This is a genomic window from Candidatus Methylomirabilota bacterium, from assembly GCA_003104975.1.
Classification (GTDB): Bacteria; Methylomirabilota; Methylomirabilia; order Methylomirabilales; family Methylomirabilaceae; genus Methylomirabilis.
Genome location: PQAM01000010.1, coordinates 551,693 through 574,113, shown reverse-complemented (window position 1 = coordinate 574,113; position 22,421 = coordinate 551,693). Strand labels below are relative to the sequence as shown.

Sequence of the window (22,421 nt, the reverse complement as noted above, 5' to 3'; positions counted from 1 at the left end):
TCCGGGAGCGACCTCCGAATGGTCATTCGCCTGCACGCGCGATCGGCGCAAATTATCGTCGCCGGCACGATTGCGCTCGTCTTTCTCGCTGCCTCGTGGGCGGCGCTGCGGCCATGGCTCGCTGAAAGGTCGTTGAGTCGAGACCCGACGCGCGAGACCGCCAGTCGGGCGCTTTCGCTCGACCCCGCCAACCACCGCATCCGCGCCATGATTGCCGCCCTGCACCACTATAGTCTGCGGCTTCGGGATTACCCCGCAGCCCTCGCCGCCTATCAGTCAATCCTGCGCGACAATCCGCTCGATGGCGTCGTCTGGCTGCACCTCGGAAAGCTCTACGCGGCCCTGGGGCGGCTATCGGAGTCCGACCGCGCCCTCCGCCTCGCCGCACAACTCGGCCAGAGCAACACCGCGCTTCTTTGGGAAACCGCCGTCGCCTATCTTGATCAGGAACAGCCGTCCAGGACGCTGGACGCCTTGACCGGATTGCTGTCGGCCTCCGAGAATCCGTCAGACCTTGCAAAAGGGTACGAACTGGCGCGCACACTGCTGACCTCAGAAGAGATGCTGGACACCTTCATTCTACCGACTGTCGCCCACTATACGCGCTATGCGAATTACCTACTCGACCGCAATCTGAACGATCAGGCGCTGGCCGTCTGGATACGGCTCGCCGACCTGGCGCCTCGTACGGCAGAGCCGATCGACCCGTACCTCCAACTCCGGGTGGTCGATCTCTTGATGCAGGCCGGTCGGCTTGACTCGGCGCACCAACTGTGGACCGCCGCCGTGCAGCGGATGGGGTTCGCCGACGCCAAGGCTCAATCGAATCTCGTGTCCAACGGAAGCTTCGAATGGAACGCGACTGTGGGCAGGGGCTTCGACTGGCGGATTCGAGGCGTCTCCGGGGTCGCGGCGTCGATCGATCCCTTCACGGCTTACACAGGACGGCGTTCGCTCCGGCTGATCTTCACTAAAAGCCGCGCCGACTTTTCATACGTGTCGCAACTCGTTCCGATACGGCCTGATGCCACGTACGCGCTCCAGGCTCAGATCAGGACCGACGGCCTGACCGACCCTACAGGGATCGCCGTTGAGGTCATCGATCCGGATGGCCACGCGTTGGTGACAACCGACGCTATTACAGGAACTAAAGGCTGGACCGCTGTTACCGCACAATTTCGCGCCTCCGACGGTATCGAGATTGTCACCCTGAGAGTTCGTAAGGCCCCTCCTCCCCCGTATCTCCCTCCGATCTCCGGGGTGGCATGGATTGACAACGTTTCGCTGGCGAGGGTACCCTAAGGCTTCGCATCCAACCTTCGAGGTTCGAGTTCAGGGTAAAAATGCCACCAACAAAGCAAAGCCCAAGGGATTCCGACCAGGACAATGCAGGCAATCGTCAACTGATGGAGGCATTGGCCGGCGGCAATCCGATCCCCGACACATCGACGATTTGTCCGGATAAGCGACAACTTATTACGCTCCTCGCCGAGATCACCAAAGGCGAGCGATCGGCCCTGTGGCTGATGATCCGTCAGGTGGCGGAGCGTCGGGGACTTGCGCCGCACGAAATCGCCTCACGGGCGGCCTTTCTGCTCGCCTGCCTCGATTCCCCCGGCACAGACGACCCCTATACCATCCTGGGCGTCGCCCCGACTGCAACGAACGACGAGATCAAAGAGGCGTGGCTCAGCCGCCTGACCGTGTATCATCCTGATCGCCACCCGGAGAACAGCGAGTGGTTCACGCGGCAGGCCGCCCGTCTGAACGAAGCCTACCACGTCTTGAAGGACCCGGCGCGGCGACACGCCTACGATGAGCGAAGACGACGCGAGTTTCTGGCGCGAGAGCAATGTACGTCAATCGGGATGCCTCCTGGTTCGTCTGCGCCCCCTGCCGCATCGCCCCAACCCTCGCGGCCGACGGGTCGTCGCATACCGGTGCTGGTAACGGTCTCCTCAATCGCGGCAGCCGGACTGCTTCTGTTGGCGCTCTCCGATCGTGATGCGCCGAGACCGCAACTCTATCTCCGAACCGTTCCGCCCGTCGCCGCAGTCGGCCTTCCGCCCGTCGTCCCCACGGCGAAACGTCATCCTGTGAAGCTGCGCCTCGGCCAAGTCGCTTCGCGGCCTTCGTCCCTCACCACTCCTTCGGATCATCAATCGGAACGACGTCCCACGCGTGTGTCTCAAGACCCTCTGCCGCTTGACGCCCACGCGAGCGGCCCCGGCTCCTCTGACGACCCGACTATCTCGGCGCAGCCACTCGACCATTCCGTTCAACTCGCCCAGGCGCTCCCGCCTATAACGCCCGAGCCCAAGGCCCTGGATCGGCAGGAGATCGATGCCCTGCTGGACGAGTATGTGGACGCCTACGAAAAGGCGGACGTAGAGCGCGTCATGGCCGTCCTCTCAACCCGGGTGCGCGAAAAGGGAACCCTGGATTATCAGGCCATCCGTAACGCCTACATCAAAGGATTTGCCGGACGAGACCAGATCATCTATCGGCTGAAGAACGTGCAGGTCGAGATCAAGGACGAGCAGGCTACAGTGACCGCCCAGTATCTCATCTCAGCGAGGAACGGCGCTCACTCTGCGAAGGCGACCACGGTATCCGGGCGTATCGAATGGAAGATCCGGCGGGAAAGCGAACGACTGAAGATCGTAGCCATCAACTATTAACGAGGCCCGTGCCGGCCGACCGTGTGTGACATACGGGCGGACGGACGGCTGAGCAGGAGGACGCGGGACGCTACCGCAGACAGGAGGACGAAAAGAATGGCATTGGCCAGGATGTGGAGGTTGAAGTCATAGACACTGTGGATCAACATCGCCACAAGCCCGGCCAACAGCCCAAGTCCGATTCCCCGCGTATGCGATCGCTCATGTTGAGACCAGGCGTTCAGCAACTGGGTCCCGCCCCAGAGCAGTGCCAAGGCCAGGATCGCCATCAGAGGCAGTCCCCCTTCGGCGTACGCCTGCAGATAGTCGTTGTGGGCATAATCATAGACAGCCTGCCCGATCAGCGGTTGCTTGTACGGCGGAAAGGCCCAGATATAGGTGTCCAGGCCGGTGCCGCTCCAGCGAAAATCGTGGCCCAGACGCAGTGTATCCTCCCAGACGAGGAGCCGTCCCTGAAATGAGGCATCGTCGGTCCCCACCCAAAGAATCGCGAATGTCTTCAGGACGCGGTCCGGGTTGAGCCAGAGGGCATAGGTCAGCCCCAACGCCACAAACGAGGCCGGCATCCCCCACAGTCGCCGGCTGTGTAAGCGCCCAACCGAGAGTAGAAAGGCGATAAACAGCATAGAACAGAAGAAGCTGAATAACCCGGCCCGTGATCCGGTCAGCAGCAGGGCCACGACCATGATCAGTCCGCTAAAAAACGCCAGTAACGATCGACTCGCCTGCGGCGTTCCCCAGTGGAGCAACCGGCTTCGCCAGTCTCCCCTCTCATCGAAGCCGGGTCGCCGGTTCGCCACGATATAGCCGATTGCGAGCGGGATCACCATCTCCATGTAGCCGCTGAAGTGATTACGATTGACGTAGGGACCGAACAGACTGCCGCCATGGGTCAACTCGCGTACCCAGTACAGTTTGCCGTTCCCGGAGAAATGCTGAAGAATCCCGAAAAGCGCAAGCCCGAAACCTGTCATCATGATGACCCGAACGATACGGTCGATCTGCTCGCGGGTCTGCAGGTGGTTGACGACGATCCAGAACACGAGCGCCAAGGCCAGAAGCCTCACAAGCGCCTGTCGGGTCGCGTCGGGCACCAGCGACAGGGTGTGCCACGAGGCTCCAGGTTCGCCGTTGAATTCTACCTGCTGATAGAGGGCCGCGGCCTTGGGTGAGATGACGCGGATGAAATTGGGCGGAAGCGGGACGGCCTGCCACAGCCCATAGGCGAGGACCATGAGCCAACAGAGGCTCAGTGCCGTACGCTCGATACGGATCTCGCCGGCGCTGACCATGGCGAGTCCCCATACCAGTGCGATGGCGAAGATCGCAAACTCTGCGAGGCCGATCGACCAACGCTCGACGGCGCCGAAGGCCAGGGGTGTGAGGACGATCAGGCCGTACAGACCGACCTCAATGATGCGATCGGCCATGAGGGCGTATCGAAGCTGAACGACCTTCCAGGGTGCGAGCGCGGGGCGGTCTGCCGACGATGAGGTCCTGATCGTGGAGGCGTCACGATCGTGGGGCATATCCGAAACGTATTATACCGGCACGACGTCATCGGCGTCGATCTCGACCGATGCGCCCTGACGAATCAGACTGACGGCGATGACGAGACGAGCCTTGGCGGCCTTTCGGACCAGGAATCCGCGAAGACCCTTGAGGGGGCCGCGCCGTACCTCAACAGCCCTGCCCGGCTCCAGGAAGGGATACGGATCGACCCGCAGGGTGCTGGTGACCAGACGGCGCACGTTCTCGATTTCGGTCTCGGCAACCGGAACGCCCTGACCCCCTACTCCCAGCACCTCCACGACACCGGGGGCGGTCAGGACCTGCAATCGATCGTTCCAGGCAAAGTGCGCGAAACAATAGCCGGGAAAGAGGGGGAGTTCAACCTTCACCGTCCGATCCTTCCAGCGGTTCCGCCGTCCGATAAGCGGAAGAAACACTTCGATACCCCGGCTATCCACCTGGGCCGACACCCGCTTCTCGTGTCGAGAGCGGGTACGCAACGCGTACCATCTTGGCGTTCCCATCCGTATCGCCCTACAAAGATTCGTGGAAGTCGGTACTCCGCCAAGGATTGGATTTGAGCCCATGGATCGTCCACGGCTCGCTTGACGCAAACTCTAATGTATACTAGCAATTCACACATAACTGTCAAGAATAATTCCGTATCAGAATACGAGATATCTTAAACACCATGGAAATGAAGGATGAATGGCAACAACGTATAAGACTATTCGATCTGTTGAAAGGTTGCGTGACTCGATTACGCAGTTATAAGGGATTGGTCAGGCAATCCACAATCACCTGTCGAGGTGATTCGATACCTGGATGACTTCACGCGAGGGAAGGATCAGGCAGGTCAGCTTGTTACCATAGACACAGGCGGTGTCGATGCCGATTCGGTCCTCCTCCATCAGCACCTCGCGCATCGGGGTGTGGCCGAATACGACAGTCTTGGGAAACCGGCCCGAGTAAGCATAAAAGTCGTCGCGGATCCACAGGAGGTCGCGCTCGTCCTGCTCGTGCAACGGAACCTCCGGCCTGATCCCCGCATGGACGAAAAAATACTCCTGGTTCTCATGGTACGGTCGTAACCGTTCCAGAAACGCCAGATGCGTTGCGGGAATCCCGCGGAGCCCGCCGTAGCTGTCGAGGGTCGCGGTCCCGCCGTTGTACAGAAACAGCGCCCGCTCTTTGCCCTGAAGAAAGTCGAGGAACATCCGTTCATGGTTGCCCATGAGGAAGGTGTAGCGTCCGCGGAGGGTCAGCAGGTAATCGATGACCCCGCGCGAATTCGGTCCTCGATCCACATAATCGCCAAGAAACACGACGTCGTCATCATCGCCCGGACGAAGTTGTGCGATAAGACGACGCAGAGGGTGCAGACAACCGTGAATGTCGCCGATCACGTAGATCACGTCTCATCGTCCAGCGTGGGGCAGGGTCTCGGTGATCTGCTGTTGGGTGTGGACAGAACAGGCGGCGGCTGAGGACCAATGGCTGGGGTCACCACACTACTTGTGGCCGATAGCATCCAGGACGCGGGCGATTTCTTCCTTGACGTGTGTGTTGATCTTCAGCCGCGCAAGAATTTCCGGGTGGTGTTCGGCGAGGAATTGAATCATTGCAATGCCGTCGAGCGGGGAGTCGTGGGGCTGACTATCGAGGATCCAGTCGCTGAGCGCATCCTTATGCGCCCGGCGTGTGCTCGGATCGCAGAATAGAATATCCAAAATGTCCTGAGCCAATGACTTTTGCATGACGCCGCCTTCATCATCAATTCTAGTTGTAATATAGCACCTCCTAAACGACTCTACAAGGAAGAAACCTCACGATCCGGAAAGAAATAGTCGTCCGCTTTACAACGGGATGAGCGTCGAGTACCGCAAAAATCGTCCAAGAAACTCTCCGATAGAGCTGGTCACAACCGCGATGTACAGAAAACCGGTTGCGGACTGGACGTTCGGAATGCTCAAGGTGTCCCAGATCACGCACGCCAGGATGAACGAACCCAGGATTCCAACCCCTATACGGCTCAGAAATTCCGCCAGAAAGGAGGTCGAAAGCAGTCCGATCCTCGCTGTTCCCTCGGCTCCGCCAAAGAGGTGGAGCGACCCAAGCGTGACGATCAGCAACAGGGCCTGGAGCGCCGCAGATGCCAGAAAGAGGATGGCCAGCCGACGGATCAGTGCGACGGGCAGGCGGGGATCTCTCAGGTAATAGTGGCCGAGCAACATACCGGTCAGGGATGAACCCAAGAGAAGCGCTGACGTCATGGTACCGGCAATATGGAATACTGTTTCGGCGACACCGACCGATTCCTGAGTCGACGGCAGAGCGGGGATCAGTGCCCCGACCCCTCCGACCGCGAGGCTCAACCAGAGTATCCGCCTCGACCACCGCTCGTTCGGCATCCAGAAGGCCCCGGCATACAGGACGAGCAGCCCGCACAATACGAACGAGATCGGTGTTGGCTTAACCCAGATCATGACACCGAGCGCGCTCAGCAGAACCAGCACGCAGGTCTGGAAAAAGCCTCGTCGGATGGGTGGCGAATGCAAAAAGCTCAGGCAGAACACACTGCCGACGACCGCTTCCTGGATCGTCTGAAATACCGGAAGCGCTACAGGCGACATCAGTCGATCTCAAACATGTCGATCCCCTTTGGAAAGCGGGTCAGATTTCGACACCCCATTGTCGTAACAACCACGAGGTCTTCAACTCGAATGGCCCCTGCGTCAAGGTAGTAGAGCCCGGGTTCAACGGTGACCACATGGCCGGTTCGCAGAACGGCGCCCGTCTTATTGATACGAGGAGGTTCGTGAATATCGAGGCCGATCCCGTGACCCGTCCCGTGAAAAAAGCCTTGCATACGACCGGTTGTCATCCCGGTATAAAATCCGTCCTTTTCCAAGACGGCATTTACCTGGCTATGAATGGCGCTCCCGTCGGCTCCGTCCCTGATGAGCTCTATCCCGCGTTCCTGGGCATTGAGGACCGCTTTGTACATCGCCCGAAGCTTGGGTGATGCCTTCCCCTTGACGACGGTCCGACTCATGTCGGCGAAGTACCGGCTCTGTTCGGATCTCGGGAAGACGTCGATGACGATCGATTCGTGCGCCCTGATAGGTCCATGTCCATGATGATGGGGATCGACCCCCTGCAGACCGGGCGCCACGATGGTATGTTGCGCCACACACTCGTGCTCCATTAACGTTGCGTGCATGATCTTCTTCAGCGCCTCGGCCGTCAACACCCGGCCGTCCAGGTACAGCAGCTCGTCATTCCCCACCCTGGCTGCGCCGATCGCCGAGATGGCCGCATGCACGGCCTGTTCGATCGCGCGCTGGGTCGCGGTAATCGCCTCGACCTCTTCGTCGCGCTTCACCAGTCGCATCTCGAAAAACGGTTCGCGTTTGACGGCGATTGCGTAACCTCTGGCCCGCAGACCGTCGGCATACTCGATACCCAAATTACCGGGGACCAGCAGGGAGCGCACACCACGATCCCGCAGCACCAGGTCCAGCACAACCAGCAAAGACGGTATCTCGACACCCTTCTGTCTCGCTCGCTGCTCATAGGCGCTATACGAAAGAACCGTCTCGACCCTTGCCTCACTCCTGGCCCGATCGATCTCCAGATCGCTCATCACAACGATCTTTTCTGTCTCAGTCTGGACAAAGATAAACGGATCTGGTGCGGCGAACCGAGTTGCATAGTAGAGGTTCGAGTCGATTTCGCTGGTGGCGACCATCACGATCGCATCATATCCCGGCTGTTTCATCATGGACACCTGCTCAATCCGACAGAATGACTTTACCCATTCCAATCGCGGCCAGCAACCCGAGCGTCCATACCCATGGGAACGCGCCGGTGCAGTACCAGGCGATTACCGGATAGGCCAGCGTCGAGAGCGGCAGCAACGCGGTCGCCCCAAGCACGCCCCTGACCCCCCAGACGTCGCCGTAGCCCACCAGCATCCAGGCAAAAAGGACCAGCATCAGCGCCATCCAGGCGAAACCGTAGCAGCCGCCCCAGAAGGTCGGCCCTTTAGACTTCGTGCTGGTCATATGCGTGATGTCCTCCTCCAACGGTCACGCTGACTCGCGGGCGGCCGACGGCTCGTCAAGATGCGACGAGATGTGCATCGAGCAGAACTTCGGACCGCACATCGAGCAGAATTCGGCGCGCTTGAATGCCTCGTTGGGCAGGCTCTCATCGTGCATTCGGCGTGCCGTCTCAGGATCGATCGCCAGCGCAAACTGCCGTTCCCAGTCGAAGTTGAATCGGGCGCGGGACAGCGCATCGTCCCGGTCGCGCGAACCTTTCCGCCCGCGCGCGATATCGGCAGCATGCGCAGCAATCTTGTACGCGATACATCCTTGTTTGACGTCCTCCGGCGTAGGCAGACCGAGGTGCTCTTTCGGCGTCACATAACAGAGCAGCGAGGCGCCGTACCAGCCGACCATCGCCGCGCCGATCGCGGAGGTAATGTGATCGTATCCCGGCGCAATGTCGGTCACCAGCGGGCCAAGCGTGTAAAACGGCGCCTCCTGACAGATCTCCTGCTCCATCCGGACGTTCATTTCGATCTGATCCATCGGGACATGCCCGGGCCCCTCGATCATCACCTGGACATCGTGCGCCCAGGCGATCTTCGTCAGTTCGCCCAAGGTCCGAAGCTCGGCAAACTGGGCCGCATCCGAGGCGTCGGCGGTACAACCCGGCCTCAGGCCGTCGCCCAAGCTGAAGCTGACGTCGTATTTTCGGAAGATCCGACAGAGCTGATCGAAATGGGTATAGAGCGGATTCTGTGCGTTATGGGCCAGCATCCATCGCGCCATGAGGGCGCCGCCTCGGCTGACGATCCCGGTGATTCGAGACTGGACCAGCGGCAGGTGCTCGAGCAAGACGCCGGCATGAATCGTCATATAGTCCACACCCTGCTGGGCCTGGTGCGCAATTATGTCGATCATATCGTCGGCGCTCAGATCCTCGACCTGATTGACCGCGGCGACCGCCTGATAGAGCGGGACGGTCCCGACTGGAACCGGGCTGGCTGCGATGATCGTCCTGCGGATATCGTCGATACGCCCACCCGTGCTCAGGTCCATCACCGTATCGGCTCCGTACTGTATCGCCAGCTTCAGTTTCCGCAGCTCCTCCTCGATGTCGGAGATCAGGGCGGAGTTGCCGATGTTGGCGTTAATCTTGACGGTCGCGACGGTCCCGATCCCCATTGGTTCGAGGCTGACGTGATGAATATTGGCAGGAATAATGAGTCGGCCGCGGGCGACCTCGGCCCGGATTACCTCGGCGTCGAGTCCTTCCCGTTCGGCGACGTAGGCCATTTCGGGCGTCATCACCCCTTTGCGGGCGTAGGACATCTGTGTGACGCAGTCTCCATTGCCGTGAGTCATCCGTACACTCATATCAGCCTCCTCTTGATTGCGTCTATTGCGTCGGCGCGTCTATCGCGTCTGTTGCGTCGATGGCGGTCAAGGCGCGCGGCTTCTGATCAATCGGCTGGAGCTCCTGGATCTCTTTCTTGCCCACAGCCCCAAGCGTCTGAAATTTTCTCGCCGTAGAAAAGACGCGGGTCTCGAGCGAGGCGACCGCGGCGTTATATGAATCCACCGCCTTCCCCATGGCCCCTCCCACCCTGATCAGGTGCTCGGCAAGCGTTCCCATCCGATCCGACAGCTCCTGCCCCAATGCGCTGATCCGCTGGGCATTTTCGGTGAGCTGCTCCTGTCGCCATCCGTAGGCAATCGCCCGAAGCAGGGCAATAAAGGTCGTGGGTGTGGCAATCACAACCTTCTTTGAGAGGGCCGATTCGACCAGCGCCGGATCCTTTTCGGCGGCCGCGGCGAGGAAGGAGTCGTTCGGGATGAAGAGGACAACGAACTCGGGAGCAGCCGCGAACTGATCCCAGTACTCTTTGGAGGCCAGTTTCGTTACATGTTGGCGCACCTGCGCCGCATGCTTCACAAGCGCCCCTTCACGATCCTCGTCAGTTTTGGCTTCGAGCGCCTCAAGAAATCCGCCGAGGGGAACCTTCGAATCGACCACCACCTCGCGTCCGGCCGGTAGCTTGACCACCATATCGGGACGCACGCGTCCCTCCTCGGTCGTCACGGTCGCCTGCTCCACAAAATCGCAGTGGGGCGACATACCGGCGAGTTCGGCCGTCTTGCGCAGCGCGATCTCCCCCCATCGGCCGCGTACCTGTGGCGACCGCAGGGCATTGACAAGTTTGGCGGTCTCACCCTGCAAGATCGTCTGACCCTGCGCGACGGCGCGAAGCTGTTCGCCTACTGTACTATACTCTCTCAGCCGCCTGTCTTCGAGCGCCCTGGTCTCCTGCTGATAGGCCACGAGGGTGTCGCTGAGCGGCTGAATGATCGTCGCGATGGCCTGTTTTCGACTCTCCAGATCAACCGCCGCTTCATCCTTCAGCGCCCTGAACCTCTCCTCAGCCAGGACGAGGAACCCTGCGTTGTTGCCCGCGAGCGCCTCCGCCGCCAGCGATTTGAACGTATCGGATAGCCTGCTCTTCGCCTCGTCGAGGAGGGTTTTCTGCTCGGCGAGGTTCTTTCCGGTCTCGATCACCCGGGTTTCGGCGGCAACCCGCGCTGTTTCCGCCTGTCGCAAATCCTCGCGCAGCGTCTCGAAGTCGTTTCTTGCCGAGGCAAGCTGTTGCCGGACCTCCTCGACCCGCGCCTCTGCGGCGGCCGCTCGCGCCTCCCGCTCTCGCAGGATGGCGTTCACCCCGGCCTTGGTTCGGGCGATGCTGATGAACCATCCCAGGACGGCTCCAATCCACAGTCCCAACAACAGGCTTAGCCATTCAGTCATGTGCGTCTTTCGTGTCGATCGCGTCTATAGCGTCTGTTGCGTTGGTTGCATCGTTGCGTCTGTTGCGTTGGGGCTCTTATCCCTTGATGACGCCCATGGGGCGGAGGCGCGCCACCATCCTGGAGAGGCCCGCACGGTGCACAACCGTCACGACCTGCATGGCGTCCTTATAGGCCTCAGGCATCTCCTCGGCCAGCGACTCTCGTCCCGATGCCTTCACGATAATCCCCTGGTCCTCCAACTCGCGATGGATGGCCCTGCCCTTCGCCGCTCGAATCGCCGCATGTCGGCTCATCACCCGTCCGGCACCGTGGCAGGTGCTCCCGAAGGTCTGCTGCATGGCGCCCGTGCCGACCAGGACAAATGAGGCGCGACCCATATCGCCAGGGATCAGCACAGGCTGGCCGATTGCCTGGTAGTGGGCGGGCAACTCGGGATGTCCGGGCGGGAAGGCCCGGGTCGCGCCCTTGCGGTGGACCGCCAGCTTCATCCGTTTGCCCTCTACCTCGTGCTCCTCGACCTTGACGATATTATGGGCCACGTCATAGACCGTTGCGAGCCCCAATGTCCTGGGAGAGATGTTTAAGACCCTCAGCAACACCTCCTTCGTCCAATGCGCCAGACACTGCCGATTCGTCCAGGCGAAGTTGGCGGCGGCCCGCATCGCGCCCAGATACGCCTTGGCCTCGGGTGAATTCCATGGGGTGCAGGCGAGCTGCCGATCCGGCAGTTCGATCCCGTACTTGACAATGGCCCGCTCCATCTCGACCAGATAGTCGGTGCAGACCTGATGGCCCAGGCCCCTGGAGCCGGTGTGGATCAGTATCGTTACCTGCCCCTCGAACAGACCGAGGACTCCGGCAGCATGAGGATCGTAGATCTCGGCGACGCTCTGTACCTCCAGGAAATGATTGCCTGAACCCAGCGTCCCGAGCTGGCTGCTCCCCCGCTCAAACGCCTTATGGCTCACCGCCTCCGGATCGGCATCCGAAAGACACCCGCCGGATTCGATGTGCGCGAGATCCGCCGACTCGCCGTACCCCTGCTTCACGGCCCACGCCGCACCTTTCAGCAGCGGCTCCTCCGCCGCTTTCTGGCTTAAGCGGATCCGGCCCCGCGAGCCGACCCCTGTCGGAATCTCACGAAACAGGGCCACAACCAGTTCCTTCAGCCTCGGTTGCACATCCGCCTGTGTCAACTCGGTTCGAAGCAGGCGGACCCCGCAGTTGATGTCGTAGCCGACGGCGCCGGGGGAGAGGACGCCATCCCTGATGTTGGTCGCCACTACACCGCCGACCGGCAGGCCGTACCCCTGGTGAATGTCGGGCATGGCAAAGGAGGCCTTGACGATCCCCGGCAGGAAGGCGCCGTTCGCCACCTGTTCCAGAGAGAGGTCCTTCATGATGGCCTCCATCAGGGCCTCATCGGCGTAGATGATCCCGGGAACCCGCATCCCGGGTTTATAGTCCTGCGGGAGCAGCCATCGATAGTCGTCGAGTTTCTGTACGACCGTACCCATATTCAATCCCTGCGGTCTGTCTTTGTCTCGCCGGTCTTCCAGATGTCACGTCCGACGTGAGGCTCATTCCCCTTCTCTGTTTGCCGCAGCAACTCGCTATACACCGTCACCGGGAGAGAGGCTGCCCACTCCCTCGCATCCTCATCATCCTTGAGCGTCTGGGCAACATGGTGCTCGGCTTCTTCCTTCGAACGAAAGAGCCTCCACAGATAATAATACCCCGCCCCGGGCCTGCTCAGGTAAAAGAGTGCGTCCTGAACACCAATCGGTTCCTCGGGCGGCATCCGCTGCCCATCACCGATGAAGCACAGTACCACGCCAATACCATGGCCCGCCAGTACGCGCGCCCTGACCGAATCCTCACTCGGCAGGTCCTTGAGACCTGGCTGTAGATGGCGGGGGTAGTAGATTGGAATGCGATCGCTTGAGATCTCGGCCAAAACCGTAAACGTGATTCCGACCTCTTCCAGGGCGTGCCGTGCCTCGGCCGCAATCCAGAAGATCCCCGGCTCGAAGACATCGCTCCAGATCTCGATGTACCGCCCTTTCAAGACCTGGCGAAGTCTTTGCCACAGATCGCTCAAGCTCAGCCCTTGGCCGAGCGCGATTCGACTGATCATCCCTATGCCGCTCTTTACAGTTACCATGCCGACGGAACGGTCATTCGTTACAGCGAGATAAGTACCAGACTCACGACCAGGAACTACTCCAGAAGCTGATACCGTGTCGTGCGGCGCGTTGGCACAAAGCCGGCATCCCGTACGTTGCGTCGAATCTCTTCGAAAGACATCAGTTGCCGCGTTGCATGCGTCCTCACCACATTCTCCTCGAGGACGGTGCTGCCGAAATCATCGACCCCATATTGTAACGAAAGCTGCCCCACCTTGGGACCCATCGTCAGCCAGGCGGCCTGGATATGCTTGACATTGTCCAGCACAATCCTCGAAACGGCGACGGTCCGAAGATAGCCGTAGCCGCTGCCGGCATAACCTCCGAATGCATCACCGTTTGGTTGGTAGCTCCATGGGATAAAGGCCGTAAAACCACCGGTATGATCTTGCAGGTCTCGAATCTTCATGAGGTGTTCGACCCGCTGGGCCAGCGCCTCGCCTACCCCATACATCATCGTCGCCGTGCTGGGTATCCCAAGTTCGTGGGCGGTCCGCATCACGTTCAGCCAATCGGATGCGCTCTCTTTCAGCGGCGACACACGCTGCCTCACCTCATCAACTAACAGCTCGGCGCCGGCTCCAGGGATCGAGTCGAGACCGGCCGCCTTGAGTCGCTTCAAGATCTCCATGATGGATAGTTTGGAACTATTTGAAATATAACTGATCTCAACCGTTGATAACGCGTGCAGATCGACCGAATAGCGGGCCTTAATGGAGGCGAACAGATCCTCGTAGTAGTCGATCTTCAGACTGGGATTCAACCCCCCTTGAAGCAGGACCTCTGTCCCGTCCAGTTCGATCAGTTCCTCAATCTTCTGAAAGATTTCATCCTTAGACAGGAGATAACCTTCCGGAGAGGTCGGCAGCCGGTAGAACGCGCAGAACGCACATTGGACCCAGCAGATGTTGGTATAGTTGATGGTGCGGCCGATGACATAGGTTACGACCGGATCGGGATGCAGGCGCCGGCGCACGCAATCGGCCATGGCGGATAGCTCGAGCAGTGTCGCCCGCTCGAACAGCTCGACCCCCTCATCGAAGGTCAGCCGCTCCCCCGCCTCAACCTTCTCCCCGATCGCCTCGATTTTTCTGTTCCACTCAGTCATGCCGTACGCGTCTCACATGCATTGTCTCTAAGATCCGTCCGAATCGTCTGTCCTTCGTCACTTCGCCTTCAATGGAAATCGATCCGGGTGGTCTATCATCTCGATCGTAAGATCGATATCCAGATCCGGCCAGTAGAAATGGCCGAGCATCGGTTCCTCAACAGTAAGGACCTTGCCAATAGGGGCATCTTTGAACCACGGGAAGTCCTCATAGGATAAAAACAGTTCTCTCTCCGGGGTCAGAAGCCATATCCCGTGGCTGGAAATGTTTGTAACCTCAACGGGTGAAGTGCTTTTTCCAAGCGGTTTGGATCTCATCGTGATGCGCCCCGATTAGCTGTTCGATCTCCTTTAACTGAGCATGAGAGAGGCGATGATTCTTGCCCAACTCGATCTCCGGTTCCAGCCAGTACTTCGCCTCACCATCCGCACAAATCGCATGCACATGCATCCGTGGTTCCTCGCGCGAGAAGAAAAAGAACCGATAGCCTTTCTCCCGAAAGATCGTCGGACTCATCTCTTAGCTTATAGAAACACGGTTGTAGAGCGCATCGCGCTCGACCGGCTGCCGGCCTGTTTCACGGATCATGGTGAGCAACTGGTCATGGCGAAGTTCCTGATGGTGGGAGTTATCCCCCAGCGCATGGGTAATCTCATAGTGCGTCACCGTCCCATCAAGGTCGTCCGCGCCGTACCAGAGCGCGAGCTGTGCCACCGCCGGGGTGGTCATGATCCAGAACGCCTTCACGTGAGGGATATTGTCCAGAAGCAGCCGAGCGATCGCAATCTCCCGCAGGTTGGCATACCCGGTCGTGGTCGGCAGATGGCTGAGCTCGGTGCCGGTCGGATCGAACGCCAGCGGGACGAAGCACATGAAGCCGCCGGTTTCATCCTGCAGCTCGCGAATATGCAGCAGGTGCGCCACCTTTTCCTCGATGGTTTCGATGTGGCCGTAGAGCATCGTCACGTTCGATGGAATCCCGGCCCGATGTACGGCCCTGGTGACGTCGAACCACCCCTCGTTGTCCAGCTTGGCCCGGAACAGCTCTTCGTGGACGCGGTCGCTGAATACCTCTGCCCCGCCGCCCGGACAACAATCGAGTCCGGCCTCCTTCAGATCGGTCAGCATCTCCGTCATCGACCTACCGGCCACACGCTGGATCTGTGCCAGCTCGATCATCGTAAAGGCCTTAACCTGAACGCCCGGTCTCGCAGCTTTGACGGCCTTCACGAGATCGAGATAGTACTGGTACGGAAGCCTCGGGTTGATCCCCGCCACGATGTGGATCTCTCGAATCGCAACATCCGCGTGTTTCCGGATCTGATCCCGAATCTCTTCGATGCTCAGCGTATACGCGCGCGGGTCGCCGGCTGTCGCATAAAACGAGCAGAACTTGCATCCCTTGTTACAGATATTCGTATAATTGATATGGAGGTTGCGAACGAAATAGGTGAGGTTGCCGCTCAGCCGCTCCCGGACCAGGTTGGCCAGAAATCCCACCGAGGTCAGATCAGGCGTCCGATAGAGGGCCAATCCGTCAGAGATGTCCAGGCGAACGCCGTCCCGGATCTTCAGATAGATCTTGTCCAGATCGGAGGCCGCCAGCCGGGACTCCATCAGACGACTCATCGACGACGTTTCCTGGGTGACTGTGTCTTTTGATCGTCCTGTCGGCCACCCACTCGGTCGATTGCTTGAAGGATGGCGATCGCTCTCAGTTCATAGCTGTGACGCGCCTGCTCATAGTCTTCCAGGCTGAGCTTCCCTGCTTGGCGGTCGAAATCGAGCTCCTTGATGGCGGCGTAGATCATCTGCTTCTCGTCCAGGAGTTCCTGCAGATCGGCCGACTCCACCTCGACCGCAACGGCACGCGATTTGAAGAACGGAATAAGCACCGGCAAAAGGGCAAGTAAGAACAGTAGGATGATAATTAAAATAACCATAATGGGAGTTCAACGCTCAAGGTGGTACAGTTCAAGGTTCAAGATTGGACCGTTCGACGTTGAACGTTGCACGGTACACGTTGCACATTGAACCTTGAACGGTGAACGGTGAACGTTCTTTCATCGTTCCCACTCCTTGAGTTCCGATTCGAGTCGGCCGGCATATCGCGGATCGGAAGGAGGGGGCGGTTCGCCATGCGACTGACGGCCTCTCCGGATTGAGCGGGAGATGGTCAGCACAACGATCCCAAACCCGCCGACGATGGCGACAAACGGCAGCAGCCAGGCCAGCCAGTTGAACCCCTGGCGCGCGGGCGACAACAGGATCCACTCCCCGTAACGACTGACAAAATAATCGCGAATCTGCTCCGGACTCTCGCCGTTCTTTAACTTCTCGTGGATCACCTCTCGCATCTGGGTCGCCATCTCCGACGGCGAGTCGGCCACCGAGAGATTCTGGCAGACGGGACAACGCAACTCTGCCGCCAACCGAAGCGTCTGCTCCTCCACGCTCCCGGCATTCGCAACAGATACCCATATCCCGAACACCATCAGCAGCAGGGTCGGAACCAGAGATTGCTTTCCGCGCTTCCCGTTCTGCATTTGTTACCCTACCCCCCTCAAAAGCAGGGTATAGGGTTTAGGGTAAAGGGTTTGACAACCCCCGCCTTTGCCACCCTGTATCCTATACCCCACACCCTACCCCCTCCCACCCTGTCTTTATAGCATTTCCTCAATCTTCGCCTTCAGGATCTTCGCATCGAGGGCGCCGACGTGCTTGTAATGAATCGTACCGTCGCGATTGATGAAGAAGGTCTCCGGAACCCCGTAGACGCCATAGTCGATCGATACCTTACCCTGTACATCAGGACCGTTTGGAAAGCTGAGCTTGAATCGATCAATGAATACCTTCGCATCGGCATCCCGATCCTGGATATCCACACCGATGACCACCACCCCTCGATCCCGATAACTTTGCCAGGCCGCCTCCAGGTGAGGCGCCTCCTCGTAACAGGCCGGGAAGCACCAGGACGCCCAGAAGTTGAGTACGACGGGGCTCCCGCGGTGTTGCTCCAACGTGTGGCTACTCCCATCGAACGCAGCCATGGCAAACGGGGGCGCCTGACGCCCCACCAGCGGGGACGGCACCTCTCTCGGATTGGTTTTGAAGCCGTAGGCGAGTAAGAGGAGGATCGGGACGATACTGAGGAGCAGACTCAGCTTCTTCCAGGTTGCCATACCGCGTACTCCGAGGTTGCCTCGGCCACGACAGCCCGTCGCCGATCCGGCCAGATCGCGATCAGCGAGCCGAGGACCATCACCCACCCCCCGACCCAGATCCACATGACCAGCGGGCGAACCAATGCCTTCACCGTCGCCGACGTGCCGTCCTGGGTAAACGACGACAGGACCAGATACAGATCTTCCCGCATGGTCGAGCGAATGTCGACCGTCCCGATCGGCTGTTGCTCGGACGGATAGAACCGCTTGGCGGGTCGCATCTCGCCCACCTTCTGGTTCGCGTTAAAGATTGTAAAATTGCCCTGCACCACAAAGCGGTGCGGCTCTTGCCAAGCGCTCAGTTCGTCAAACCGTACCTGGTACCGACCGAGTTGAAGCGACTCGCCCTGCTTCAGTGTGACCTCCTGCTCCAACTTGAAGAACGACGAGGCGGTAATGCCGACCACCAGGAACGCTACCCCCAGATGAACGATCAACCCGCCGTAGCGCCGTCGCCCCCGGCTGGTCAGTTTCGAAAGCGCCATGAGATAACCCTCACCCGTATTTCGTCGCCGCGCGATGACGCCCCGACCAAACTCCTGAAAGACGGTGGTGACGGTGAAGAGACTGAGCGCGAAGGCGAGTAGCGGGTATAACCCTCGAACCCCAAAGAACCAGGAGATTCCCGTACCGAGGAGCGCCAGGTATAACGGCACAGCAAAGGTCCGACGCAGACTCTCCAGCGAGGCATGTCGCCAGGCAATCAGCGGTCCGATCGCCATCAAAAAGATCAGCGCCAGACCGATCGGAATGTTTACGGTGTTGAAGAACGGCTCGCCGACGCTGACCTTCACCCCGCGAACCGCCTCAGACAGCAGGGGGAACAGCGTACCGAGCAGAACCGAAAAGGCGAACCCCAGCAACAGCAGATTGTTCACCAGAAACGCGCTCTCGCGGGATACCAACGAGTCAAGATCACCCTCCGCCTGCAGCCTGTCGCTCCGATAGACCAGCAGCGCGAAGGAGATCAACAGAATGACGCCGATAAAGATCAGGAATAACGGCCCGACCGACGAGTTGGAAAAGGTGTGAACCGACGACAGGATGCCGCTTCGCGTGAGAAAGGTCCCGAAGATGGTCAGCGCGAAGGTGAGGATCACCAATGCGACATTCCAGAACTTCAGCATCTTGCGTCGCTCTTGGATCATCACCGTATGCAGAAACGCCGTCCCGGTCAGCCAGGGGAGCAGCGAGGCGTTTTCTACCGGGTCCCAGGCCCAATACCCGCCCCAGCCCAGCACCGCGTAGGACCACCGTCCGCCGACGATGATGCCGATCGTGAGAAAGCCCCAGGATGCCAGCGACCAGCGACGCACGGTCCTGATCCAGGTCTCGCCGAGTCGGCCGGTGATCAATGCGGCCATCCCGAAGGCATAGGGAATCGACCAGCCGACATAGCCGGCGTACAACCCGGGCGGGTGAACGGCCATCAGCGGGTGGTTTTGCAGGAGCGGATTCGGTCCGCGTCCATCCGGCGGCGGCGGGAAGATGGTCGTAAATGGGCTGGCCGGAACGGCGGCCAGGAAGAGAAAGAACGCCGAGATGCACAACAGGATCGCCGTCACATAGGGGATCAATTCACGCTGCCGCTTTCGCTCAAGCCACACCGCGATCAGGCTCATGAGCGCCAATAGCCAGATCCAGAGCAGGATGGAGCCCTCAAGCGCCCCCCACAACGCGATGATCTCAAAGAACAGCGGCGTGTCGGTGCTGCCGTTTCTGGCCACGTACTCAAGGCTGAAGTCGCGCCCGACCAGCCCGGCCTCCATCAGCAGAACCGCAAACGTACTCAGGCCGAACACCGATACGACGGCCCCTTGGCCGCTCTCGATCAAAGACGCCCGCTGCCGCCGCGCGCCAAGGATCGACACGACCGCCCCGTAGACCGCAAGGGCGAGGGCCAACCAGAGACTGAATCGACCGAGCGTCGCAATCATTATTGTACGCCCTGCGGCGCGGCCAACGGTCGGTGGATATGCTTGGCCGAGCCTTCGCCGTCCTTCGGGGGGGTATACTCCTCCGAGTGCTTGGCCATGATCATGCTTGATCGAAAGGGACCATCAGCCGTGCACTTTCCCTCGACCACGGCGCCGGCGCCCTCCTTAAAAAGATCGGGCGGAGAACCGATATGTTCGACCGCGACCTCCTCCTTGCCGTCGGTTAATCGAAACGTGAGTTTGAGCGTCTGCGGCTCCCAGTGAAGCGACCCCGGCACCACCATTCCGCCCAGGCGGAACGATTGATCGGAGACCGCCTTACCCTTCGCCTTCAGTTCGGACGGTGTGATGTAGTACACGCTCGCCTCACGGATCCCGCTGTTGATCAAGTACGCGAGAGCCACTATGATGAGACCTCCCCCCAACAGTAGTTTCGTCCTCTTCGTCATCCTGCCGCGTCCTTCTGCCGGCGTTTGAGGGCCTCACACTGCACGTCCACCGCCCTCTTCCGCCAGCCAAGCGATATGAGATACAGGAGTACACTGACGGCTGTCAGTGTATATCCAGCCAGAACATAACCCCATGGATTCACCCGAGTCGTTCCATTTGTAGCCTGAGCAACTCTTCCCTCGTCTCCTCGATCCGCAATCGCTTCACCAGGAGGTACCCGTAGAGTAACCCGAAGGCGACGAGATTCGTGTACAGCGCCATCTGCATATCCGGGGCCACCGTTGACAGACCCGGCTTGAGGATCGACGCCGGCTGATGCAACGTACGCCACCACACGACCGACATGTGAATGATCGGGATGTCGAGGAAACCGAGAATCCCGAGTACTGCACTGAACGTTGCGCCTCTCGACGGATCCTCTACCAGCGTCCGAAGCATCAAATAGCCGAGAAAGACCAGCAGCAGGATCGCCGTCGTCGTCAACCGCGCGTCCCAAGTCCACCAGGCTCCCCACGTCGGCCGGCCCCATATAGAACCGATGGCAATTGACAAGGCTGTAAAAATTACACCGATCTCTGCGGAGGAGTGCGCAATTGCGTCATACCCCCGATGACGACGCCATAGATACAGAATACTTGTGACGAAGACCACAAAAAACGCCAGATAGCCGACCAGAATCAGCGGGACGTGCAGGTACATCAGCCGCTGTACCTCTCCCTGCACCGCATCGGGCGGCGCGTAGACGAATGCGGTGTACAGCCCCGCCGCCACGCCAAAGACCGCCAAGATACCCAGCGTACGCTCCCACCCCTGTCCGCTCATCGAACCGTGCACCTTAAAACCAGGGTATAGGGTCCAGGGTTTAGGGTATAGGGTGACGGCTGAACCATATACTTTAGACTTCGTACCAATTTGTCATTCCTCAATCAGCAGTTCGAACGTCAGCAGCGACCCCACAAGAAACAAGACATCGAATGCTCCGGTCAGCTTGAGCCAAGGCATCGCCAGCTCGAATACCTCGCCTCGCAGGACGATCTCTGTCCCTCTGACCGCTGCCAGGATCAGGGGGATAGTCAGAGGAAACAGCAGAAACGGCAGCATCGCCTCTCGCGCCCTCAGACCCACCGTCATCGTCGACAACAACGTTCCCGCCGTTGCAAATCCGAACGTCGCCGGCACGGCGATCAACAGCAGTTTGGGAAGTTGCGACCAGATATCCATGTTGTAGAGGACAGCAAAGACGGGAAAGCTGATCAGCTCGACCAGCATGATGACGATGAAGCTGCCGCACAGCTTCCCCAGGAAGATGGCCTCCCGCTCGGCCGGATACAGCAGCAGGCCGTCGAGGCAGTCATTCGTCATTTCGCCCTGAACCGATCGAGCGAGACCGAGCACAGCAGTGAATGTAAAGGCCAGCCACAACAGGCCGGATGAGGCGCCACGGATCAGCGTCTGATCCCCTCCGAGCGCAAAGTTGAAGAGGAACAGCACCAGAAACGCAAAAAAACACATGGCGGTCATGCTCTCTCGATCGCGCCACTCCGCAATCAGGTCCTTCCACGCGATCGCCGCAACCCGCCGAGCGAAGATCATTCGCCCCCCCATAATTCGCCGTGGATCGAAAAGAGCGAACGCAACGACTCCAGACTCACCTCGTCCCGTCTCGCATCAAAGACCAGCCGCCCCTGTTGCAACACCGCCACACGATCCGCCATAGTAAACCCCATCGTCAGATCATGGGTGGCCAATACGGTCGTCACCCCGGCAGCCTTTGAGGCGAGAAGAAACTCTTCCAACAGCTTCGCCGCCTGTAGGTCGAGATTGGTAAACGGCTCGTCCAGGAGCATCACCTTCGGTTCGCGCAGCATCAGCTTCGCGAGGGCCAGGCGCCGCTTCATCCCACTGGAAAAGGTCTTGACCCGACCGTCTGCCGCCGTCTCCAGTCCGACCTTTGCCAGCACCTTGGCCACCCGCTCGGCCGGCCGATCCAGTCCGAGCATGGTCGCCGCAAACTGCAGATTTTCTCGAGCGGTCAAGGTCTCATAGAGCTGGTGACCGTGGGTCAGCACCCCGATCGCCCGCCTGACGCCGTCGCCACACTTGCCGACCTCCAGTCCGGTCACCCGTACTGATCCGGCGGTCGGTCGGACCAGCCCGGTAAGAATTCTCAGCAGGGTGCTCTTCCCTGCTCCATTCGGGCCAAACAGCGCGAGGATCTCGCCCTGACCGATCTGCAGATTTACGCCGCGTAGGGCCGGATGTGCGCCGTACCACTTGATCAGGCCTGTAGTCTCGACGGCCAGCACGACCCCATGAAGTCCCCCCGTTCCGTCAGCGATCGCCATTGGAAGCCCATAGCCCTGGAGGTTCGGCGCCGCCGTATGCGGTCTCATACGGGACGGCGCGGCCAAACGGCGGATTCACGCAGATGGCGAACATGAGGTCAGATAGCGATTCACACCCGG

Annotated in this window: 25 protein-coding genes; 2 read left to right on the top strand and 23 right to left on the bottom strand. The window is 59.7% G+C overall.

Annotation, left to right across the window (positions count from 1 at the left end; all coding sequences use genetic code 11):
- Positions 1-18 precede the first annotated feature (18 nt).
- Both C3F12_09655 and C3F12_09650 read left to right on the top strand, forming a co-directional pair.
- Positions 19-1,302, top strand: coding sequence for a hypothetical protein (locus C3F12_09655; protein PWB46297.1), 1,284 nt, complete (start codon positions 19-21; stop codon positions 1,300-1,302).
- Between the two features lie 41 nt (positions 1,303-1,343).
- Positions 1,344-2,681, top strand: coding sequence for a hypothetical protein (locus tag C3F12_09650; GenBank protein ID PWB46296.1), 1,338 nt, complete (start codon positions 1,344-1,346; stop codon positions 2,679-2,681).
- Here the strand turns inward: C3F12_09650 and C3F12_09645 are convergent.
- The 23 genes from C3F12_09645 to ccmA all read right to left on the bottom strand — a co-directional run bounded on the left by C3F12_09645 (position 2,678) and on the right by ccmA (position 22,349).
- A complete protein-coding gene (locus C3F12_09645; GenBank protein ID PWB46295.1) occupies positions 2,678-4,210 on the bottom strand; it encodes a hypothetical protein in 1,533 nt (510 codons plus the stop codon). The two genes, C3F12_09650 and C3F12_09645, sit on opposite strands and share 4 nt — an antisense overlap.
- A gap of 12 nt (positions 4,211-4,222) precedes the next feature.
- Positions 4,223-4,780: a hypothetical protein gene (locus C3F12_09640; protein ID PWB46294.1), complete on the bottom strand. Its 558-nt coding sequence runs from the start codon at positions 4,778-4,780 to the stop codon at positions 4,223-4,225.
- 210 nt (positions 4,781-4,990) lie between these two features.
- A complete protein-coding gene (locus C3F12_09635) occupies positions 4,991-5,608 on the bottom strand; it encodes a serine/threonine protein phosphatase (GenBank protein PWB46293.1) in 618 nt (205 codons plus the stop codon).
- Between the two features lie 96 nt (positions 5,609-5,704).
- Positions 5,705-5,950 (bottom strand): hypothetical protein, encoded by a 246-nt coding sequence (locus tag C3F12_09630; GenBank protein ID PWB46292.1) that lies wholly within the window; start codon positions 5,948-5,950, stop codon positions 5,705-5,707.
- Positions 5,951-6,049: 99 nt separating this feature from the next.
- Complete coding sequence (locus C3F12_09625) at positions 6,050-6,826, bottom strand: hypothetical protein (protein PWB46291.1); 777 nt, start codon at positions 6,824-6,826, stop codon at positions 6,050-6,052.
- The gene (locus C3F12_09620; protein PWB46290.1) at positions 6,826-7,977 is read right to left on the bottom strand and encodes an aminopeptidase P family protein; all 1,152 of its coding nucleotides are present in this window, start codon (positions 7,975-7,977) and stop codon (positions 6,826-6,828) included. Before C3F12_09620 ends, C3F12_09625 begins: the two co-directional genes overlap by 1 nt.
- 10 nt (positions 7,978-7,987) lie before the next feature.
- Positions 7,988-8,260, bottom strand: coding sequence for a hypothetical protein (locus C3F12_09615; protein ID PWB46289.1), 273 nt, complete (start codon positions 8,258-8,260; stop codon positions 7,988-7,990).
- 24 nt (positions 8,261-8,284) lie between these two features.
- Positions 8,285-9,622, bottom strand: a complete 1,338-nt coding sequence (locus C3F12_09610) for a thiamine biosynthesis protein ThiC (protein PWB46288.1) — start codon at positions 9,620-9,622, stop codon at positions 8,285-8,287.
- A gap of 22 nt (positions 9,623-9,644) precedes the next feature.
- Complete coding sequence (locus C3F12_09605) at positions 9,645-11,048, bottom strand: DNA recombination protein RmuC (GenBank protein PWB46287.1); 1,404 nt, start codon at positions 11,046-11,048, stop codon at positions 9,645-9,647.
- 76 nt (positions 11,049-11,124) lie between these two features.
- Entirely contained in the window at positions 11,125-12,567 is a 1,443-nt protein-coding gene (locus tag C3F12_09600; GenBank protein PWB46286.1) for an RNA-splicing ligase RtcB, read from the bottom strand.
- 2 nt (positions 12,568-12,569) lie between these two features.
- Entirely contained in the window at positions 12,570-13,187 is a 618-nt protein-coding gene (locus tag C3F12_09595; GenBank protein ID PWB46285.1) for a hypothetical protein, read from the bottom strand.
- An 83-nt stretch (positions 13,188-13,270) separates the two neighbouring features.
- Complete coding sequence (mqnC, locus tag C3F12_09590; protein ID PWB46284.1) at positions 13,271-14,344, bottom strand: dehypoxanthine futalosine cyclase; 1,074 nt, start codon at positions 14,342-14,344, stop codon at positions 13,271-13,273.
- 57 nt (positions 14,345-14,401) lie between these two features.
- The gene (locus tag C3F12_09585) at positions 14,402-14,662 is read right to left on the bottom strand and encodes an integron cassette protein (protein PWB46283.1); all 261 of its coding nucleotides are present in this window, start codon (positions 14,660-14,662) and stop codon (positions 14,402-14,404) included.
- Positions 14,622-14,861, bottom strand: coding sequence for a DUF4160 domain-containing protein (locus C3F12_09580; GenBank protein ID PWB46282.1), 240 nt, complete (start codon positions 14,859-14,861; stop codon positions 14,622-14,624). Before C3F12_09580 ends, C3F12_09585 begins: the two co-directional genes overlap by 41 nt.
- A 3-nt stretch (positions 14,862-14,864) precedes the next feature.
- Positions 14,865-15,974, bottom strand: coding sequence for an aminofutalosine synthase MqnE (locus C3F12_09575; protein ID PWB46281.1), 1,110 nt, complete (start codon positions 15,972-15,974; stop codon positions 14,865-14,867).
- A complete protein-coding gene (locus C3F12_09570; protein ID PWB46280.1) occupies positions 15,971-16,288 on the bottom strand; it encodes a hypothetical protein in 318 nt (105 codons plus the stop codon). The genes C3F12_09575 and C3F12_09570 overlap by 4 nt, the downstream gene beginning before the upstream one ends.
- A gap of 120 nt (positions 16,289-16,408) precedes the next feature.
- Positions 16,409-16,891: a cytochrome c-type biogenesis protein CcmH gene (locus C3F12_09565; protein PWB46279.1), complete on the bottom strand. Its 483-nt coding sequence runs from the start codon at positions 16,889-16,891 to the stop codon at positions 16,409-16,411.
- 117 nt (positions 16,892-17,008) lie between these two features.
- A complete protein-coding gene (locus C3F12_09560) occupies positions 17,009-17,527 on the bottom strand; it encodes a hypothetical protein (GenBank protein ID PWB46278.1) in 519 nt (172 codons plus the stop codon).
- Entirely contained in the window at positions 17,506-19,506 is a 2,001-nt protein-coding gene (locus tag C3F12_09555; GenBank protein PWB46277.1) for a cytochrome C biogenesis protein, read from the bottom strand. The genes C3F12_09560 and C3F12_09555 overlap by 22 nt, the downstream gene beginning before the upstream one ends.
- Positions 19,506-19,955 (bottom strand): cytochrome c biogenesis protein CcmE, encoded by a 450-nt coding sequence (locus tag C3F12_09550; protein ID PWB46276.1) that lies wholly within the window; start codon positions 19,953-19,955, stop codon positions 19,506-19,508. The genes C3F12_09555 and C3F12_09550 overlap by 1 nt, the downstream gene beginning before the upstream one ends.
- A 139-nt stretch (positions 19,956-20,094) precedes the next feature.
- On the bottom strand, positions 20,095-20,778 hold the full coding sequence (locus tag C3F12_09545; GenBank protein ID PWB46275.1) for a cytochrome C assembly protein: 684 nt from the start codon (positions 20,776-20,778) through the stop codon (positions 20,095-20,097).
- Between the two features lie 93 nt (positions 20,779-20,871).
- Positions 20,872-21,561 carry a cytochrome C biogenesis protein gene (locus C3F12_09540; protein ID PWB46274.1) on the bottom strand — a complete coding sequence of 230 codons (690 nt, stop codon included), beginning with the start codon at positions 21,559-21,561 and terminating at the stop codon, positions 20,872-20,874.
- Positions 21,546-22,349, bottom strand: a complete 804-nt coding sequence (gene ccmA / locus C3F12_09535; protein PWB46273.1) for a heme ABC exporter ATP-binding protein CcmA — start codon at positions 22,347-22,349, stop codon at positions 21,546-21,548. The genes C3F12_09540 and ccmA overlap by 16 nt, the downstream gene beginning before the upstream one ends.
- Positions 22,350-22,421 lie beyond the last annotated feature (72 nt).

What these genes read in the sequence shown, in the direction of transcription:
- C3F12_09550 (PWB46276.1), bottom strand. Translation starts at nt 19,955, where the DNA reads ATGACGAAGAGGACGAAACTACTGTTGGGGGGAGGTCTCATCATAGTG.
- C3F12_09565 (PWB46279.1), bottom strand. Translation starts at nt 16,891, where the DNA reads ATGCAGAACGGGAAGCGCGGAAAGCAATCTCTGGTTCCGACCCTGCTG.
- C3F12_09575 (PWB46281.1), bottom strand. Translation starts at nt 15,974, where the DNA reads ATGAGTCGTCTGATGGAGTCCCGGCTGGCGGCCTCCGATCTGGACAAG.
- C3F12_09620 (PWB46290.1), bottom strand. Translation starts at nt 7,977, where the DNA reads ATGATGAAACAGCCGGGATATGATGCGATCGTGATGGTCGCCACCAGC.
- C3F12_09555 (PWB46277.1), bottom strand. Translation starts at nt 19,506, where the DNA reads ATGATTGCGACGCTCGGTCGATTCAGTCTCTGGTTGGCCCTCGCCCTT.
- C3F12_09540 (PWB46274.1), bottom strand. Translation starts at nt 21,561, where the DNA reads ATGGGGGGGCGAATGATCTTCGCTCGGCGGGTTGCGGCGATCGCGTGG.
- C3F12_09655 (PWB46297.1), top strand. Translation starts at nt 19, where the DNA reads ATGGTCATTCGCCTGCACGCGCGATCGGCGCAAATTATCGTCGCCGGC.
- C3F12_09580 (PWB46282.1), bottom strand. Translation starts at nt 14,861, where the DNA reads ATGAGTCCGACGATCTTTCGGGAGAAAGGCTATCGGTTCTTTTTCTTC.
- C3F12_09650 (PWB46296.1), top strand. Translation starts at nt 1,344, where the DNA reads ATGCCACCAACAAAGCAAAGCCCAAGGGATTCCGACCAGGACAATGCA.
- C3F12_09640 (PWB46294.1), bottom strand. Translation starts at nt 4,780, where the DNA reads ATGGGCTCAAATCCAATCCTTGGCGGAGTACCGACTTCCACGAATCTT.
- mqnC (PWB46284.1), bottom strand. Translation starts at nt 14,344, where the DNA reads ATGACTGAGTGGAACAGAAAAATCGAGGCGATCGGGGAGAAGGTTGAG.
- C3F12_09595 (PWB46285.1), bottom strand. Translation starts at nt 13,187, where the DNA reads ATGATCAGTCGAATCGCGCTCGGCCAAGGGCTGAGCTTGAGCGATCTG.
- C3F12_09615 (PWB46289.1), bottom strand. Translation starts at nt 8,260, where the DNA reads ATGACCAGCACGAAGTCTAAAGGGCCGACCTTCTGGGGCGGCTGCTAC.
- C3F12_09645 (PWB46295.1), bottom strand. Translation starts at nt 4,210, where the DNA reads ATGCCCCACGATCGTGACGCCTCCACGATCAGGACCTCATCGTCGGCA.
- C3F12_09600 (PWB46286.1), bottom strand. Translation starts at nt 12,567, where the DNA reads ATGGGTACGGTCGTACAGAAACTCGACGACTATCGATGGCTGCTCCCG.
- C3F12_09560 (PWB46278.1), bottom strand. Translation starts at nt 17,527, where the DNA reads ATGGCAACCTGGAAGAAGCTGAGTCTGCTCCTCAGTATCGTCCCGATC.
- C3F12_09545 (PWB46275.1), bottom strand. Translation starts at nt 20,778, where the DNA reads ATGAGCGGACAGGGGTGGGAGCGTACGCTGGGTATCTTGGCGGTCTTT.
- ccmA (PWB46273.1), bottom strand. Translation starts at nt 22,349, where the DNA reads ATGAGACCGCATACGGCGGCGCCGAACCTCCAGGGCTATGGGCTTCCA.
- C3F12_09585 (PWB46283.1), bottom strand. Translation starts at nt 14,662, where the DNA reads ATGAGATCCAAACCGCTTGGAAAAAGCACTTCACCCGTTGAGGTTACA.
- C3F12_09605 (PWB46287.1), bottom strand. Translation starts at nt 11,048, where the DNA reads ATGACTGAATGGCTAAGCCTGTTGTTGGGACTGTGGATTGGAGCCGTC.
- C3F12_09570 (PWB46280.1), bottom strand. Translation starts at nt 16,288, where the DNA reads ATGGTTATTTTAATTATCATCCTACTGTTCTTACTTGCCCTTTTGCCG.
- C3F12_09610 (PWB46288.1), bottom strand. Translation starts at nt 9,622, where the DNA reads ATGAGTGTACGGATGACTCACGGCAATGGAGACTGCGTCACACAGATG.
- C3F12_09630 (PWB46292.1), bottom strand. Translation starts at nt 5,950, where the DNA reads ATGCAAAAGTCATTGGCTCAGGACATTTTGGATATTCTATTCTGCGAT.
- C3F12_09625 (PWB46291.1), bottom strand. Translation starts at nt 6,826, where the DNA reads ATGTCGCCTGTAGCGCTTCCGGTATTTCAGACGATCCAGGAAGCGGTC.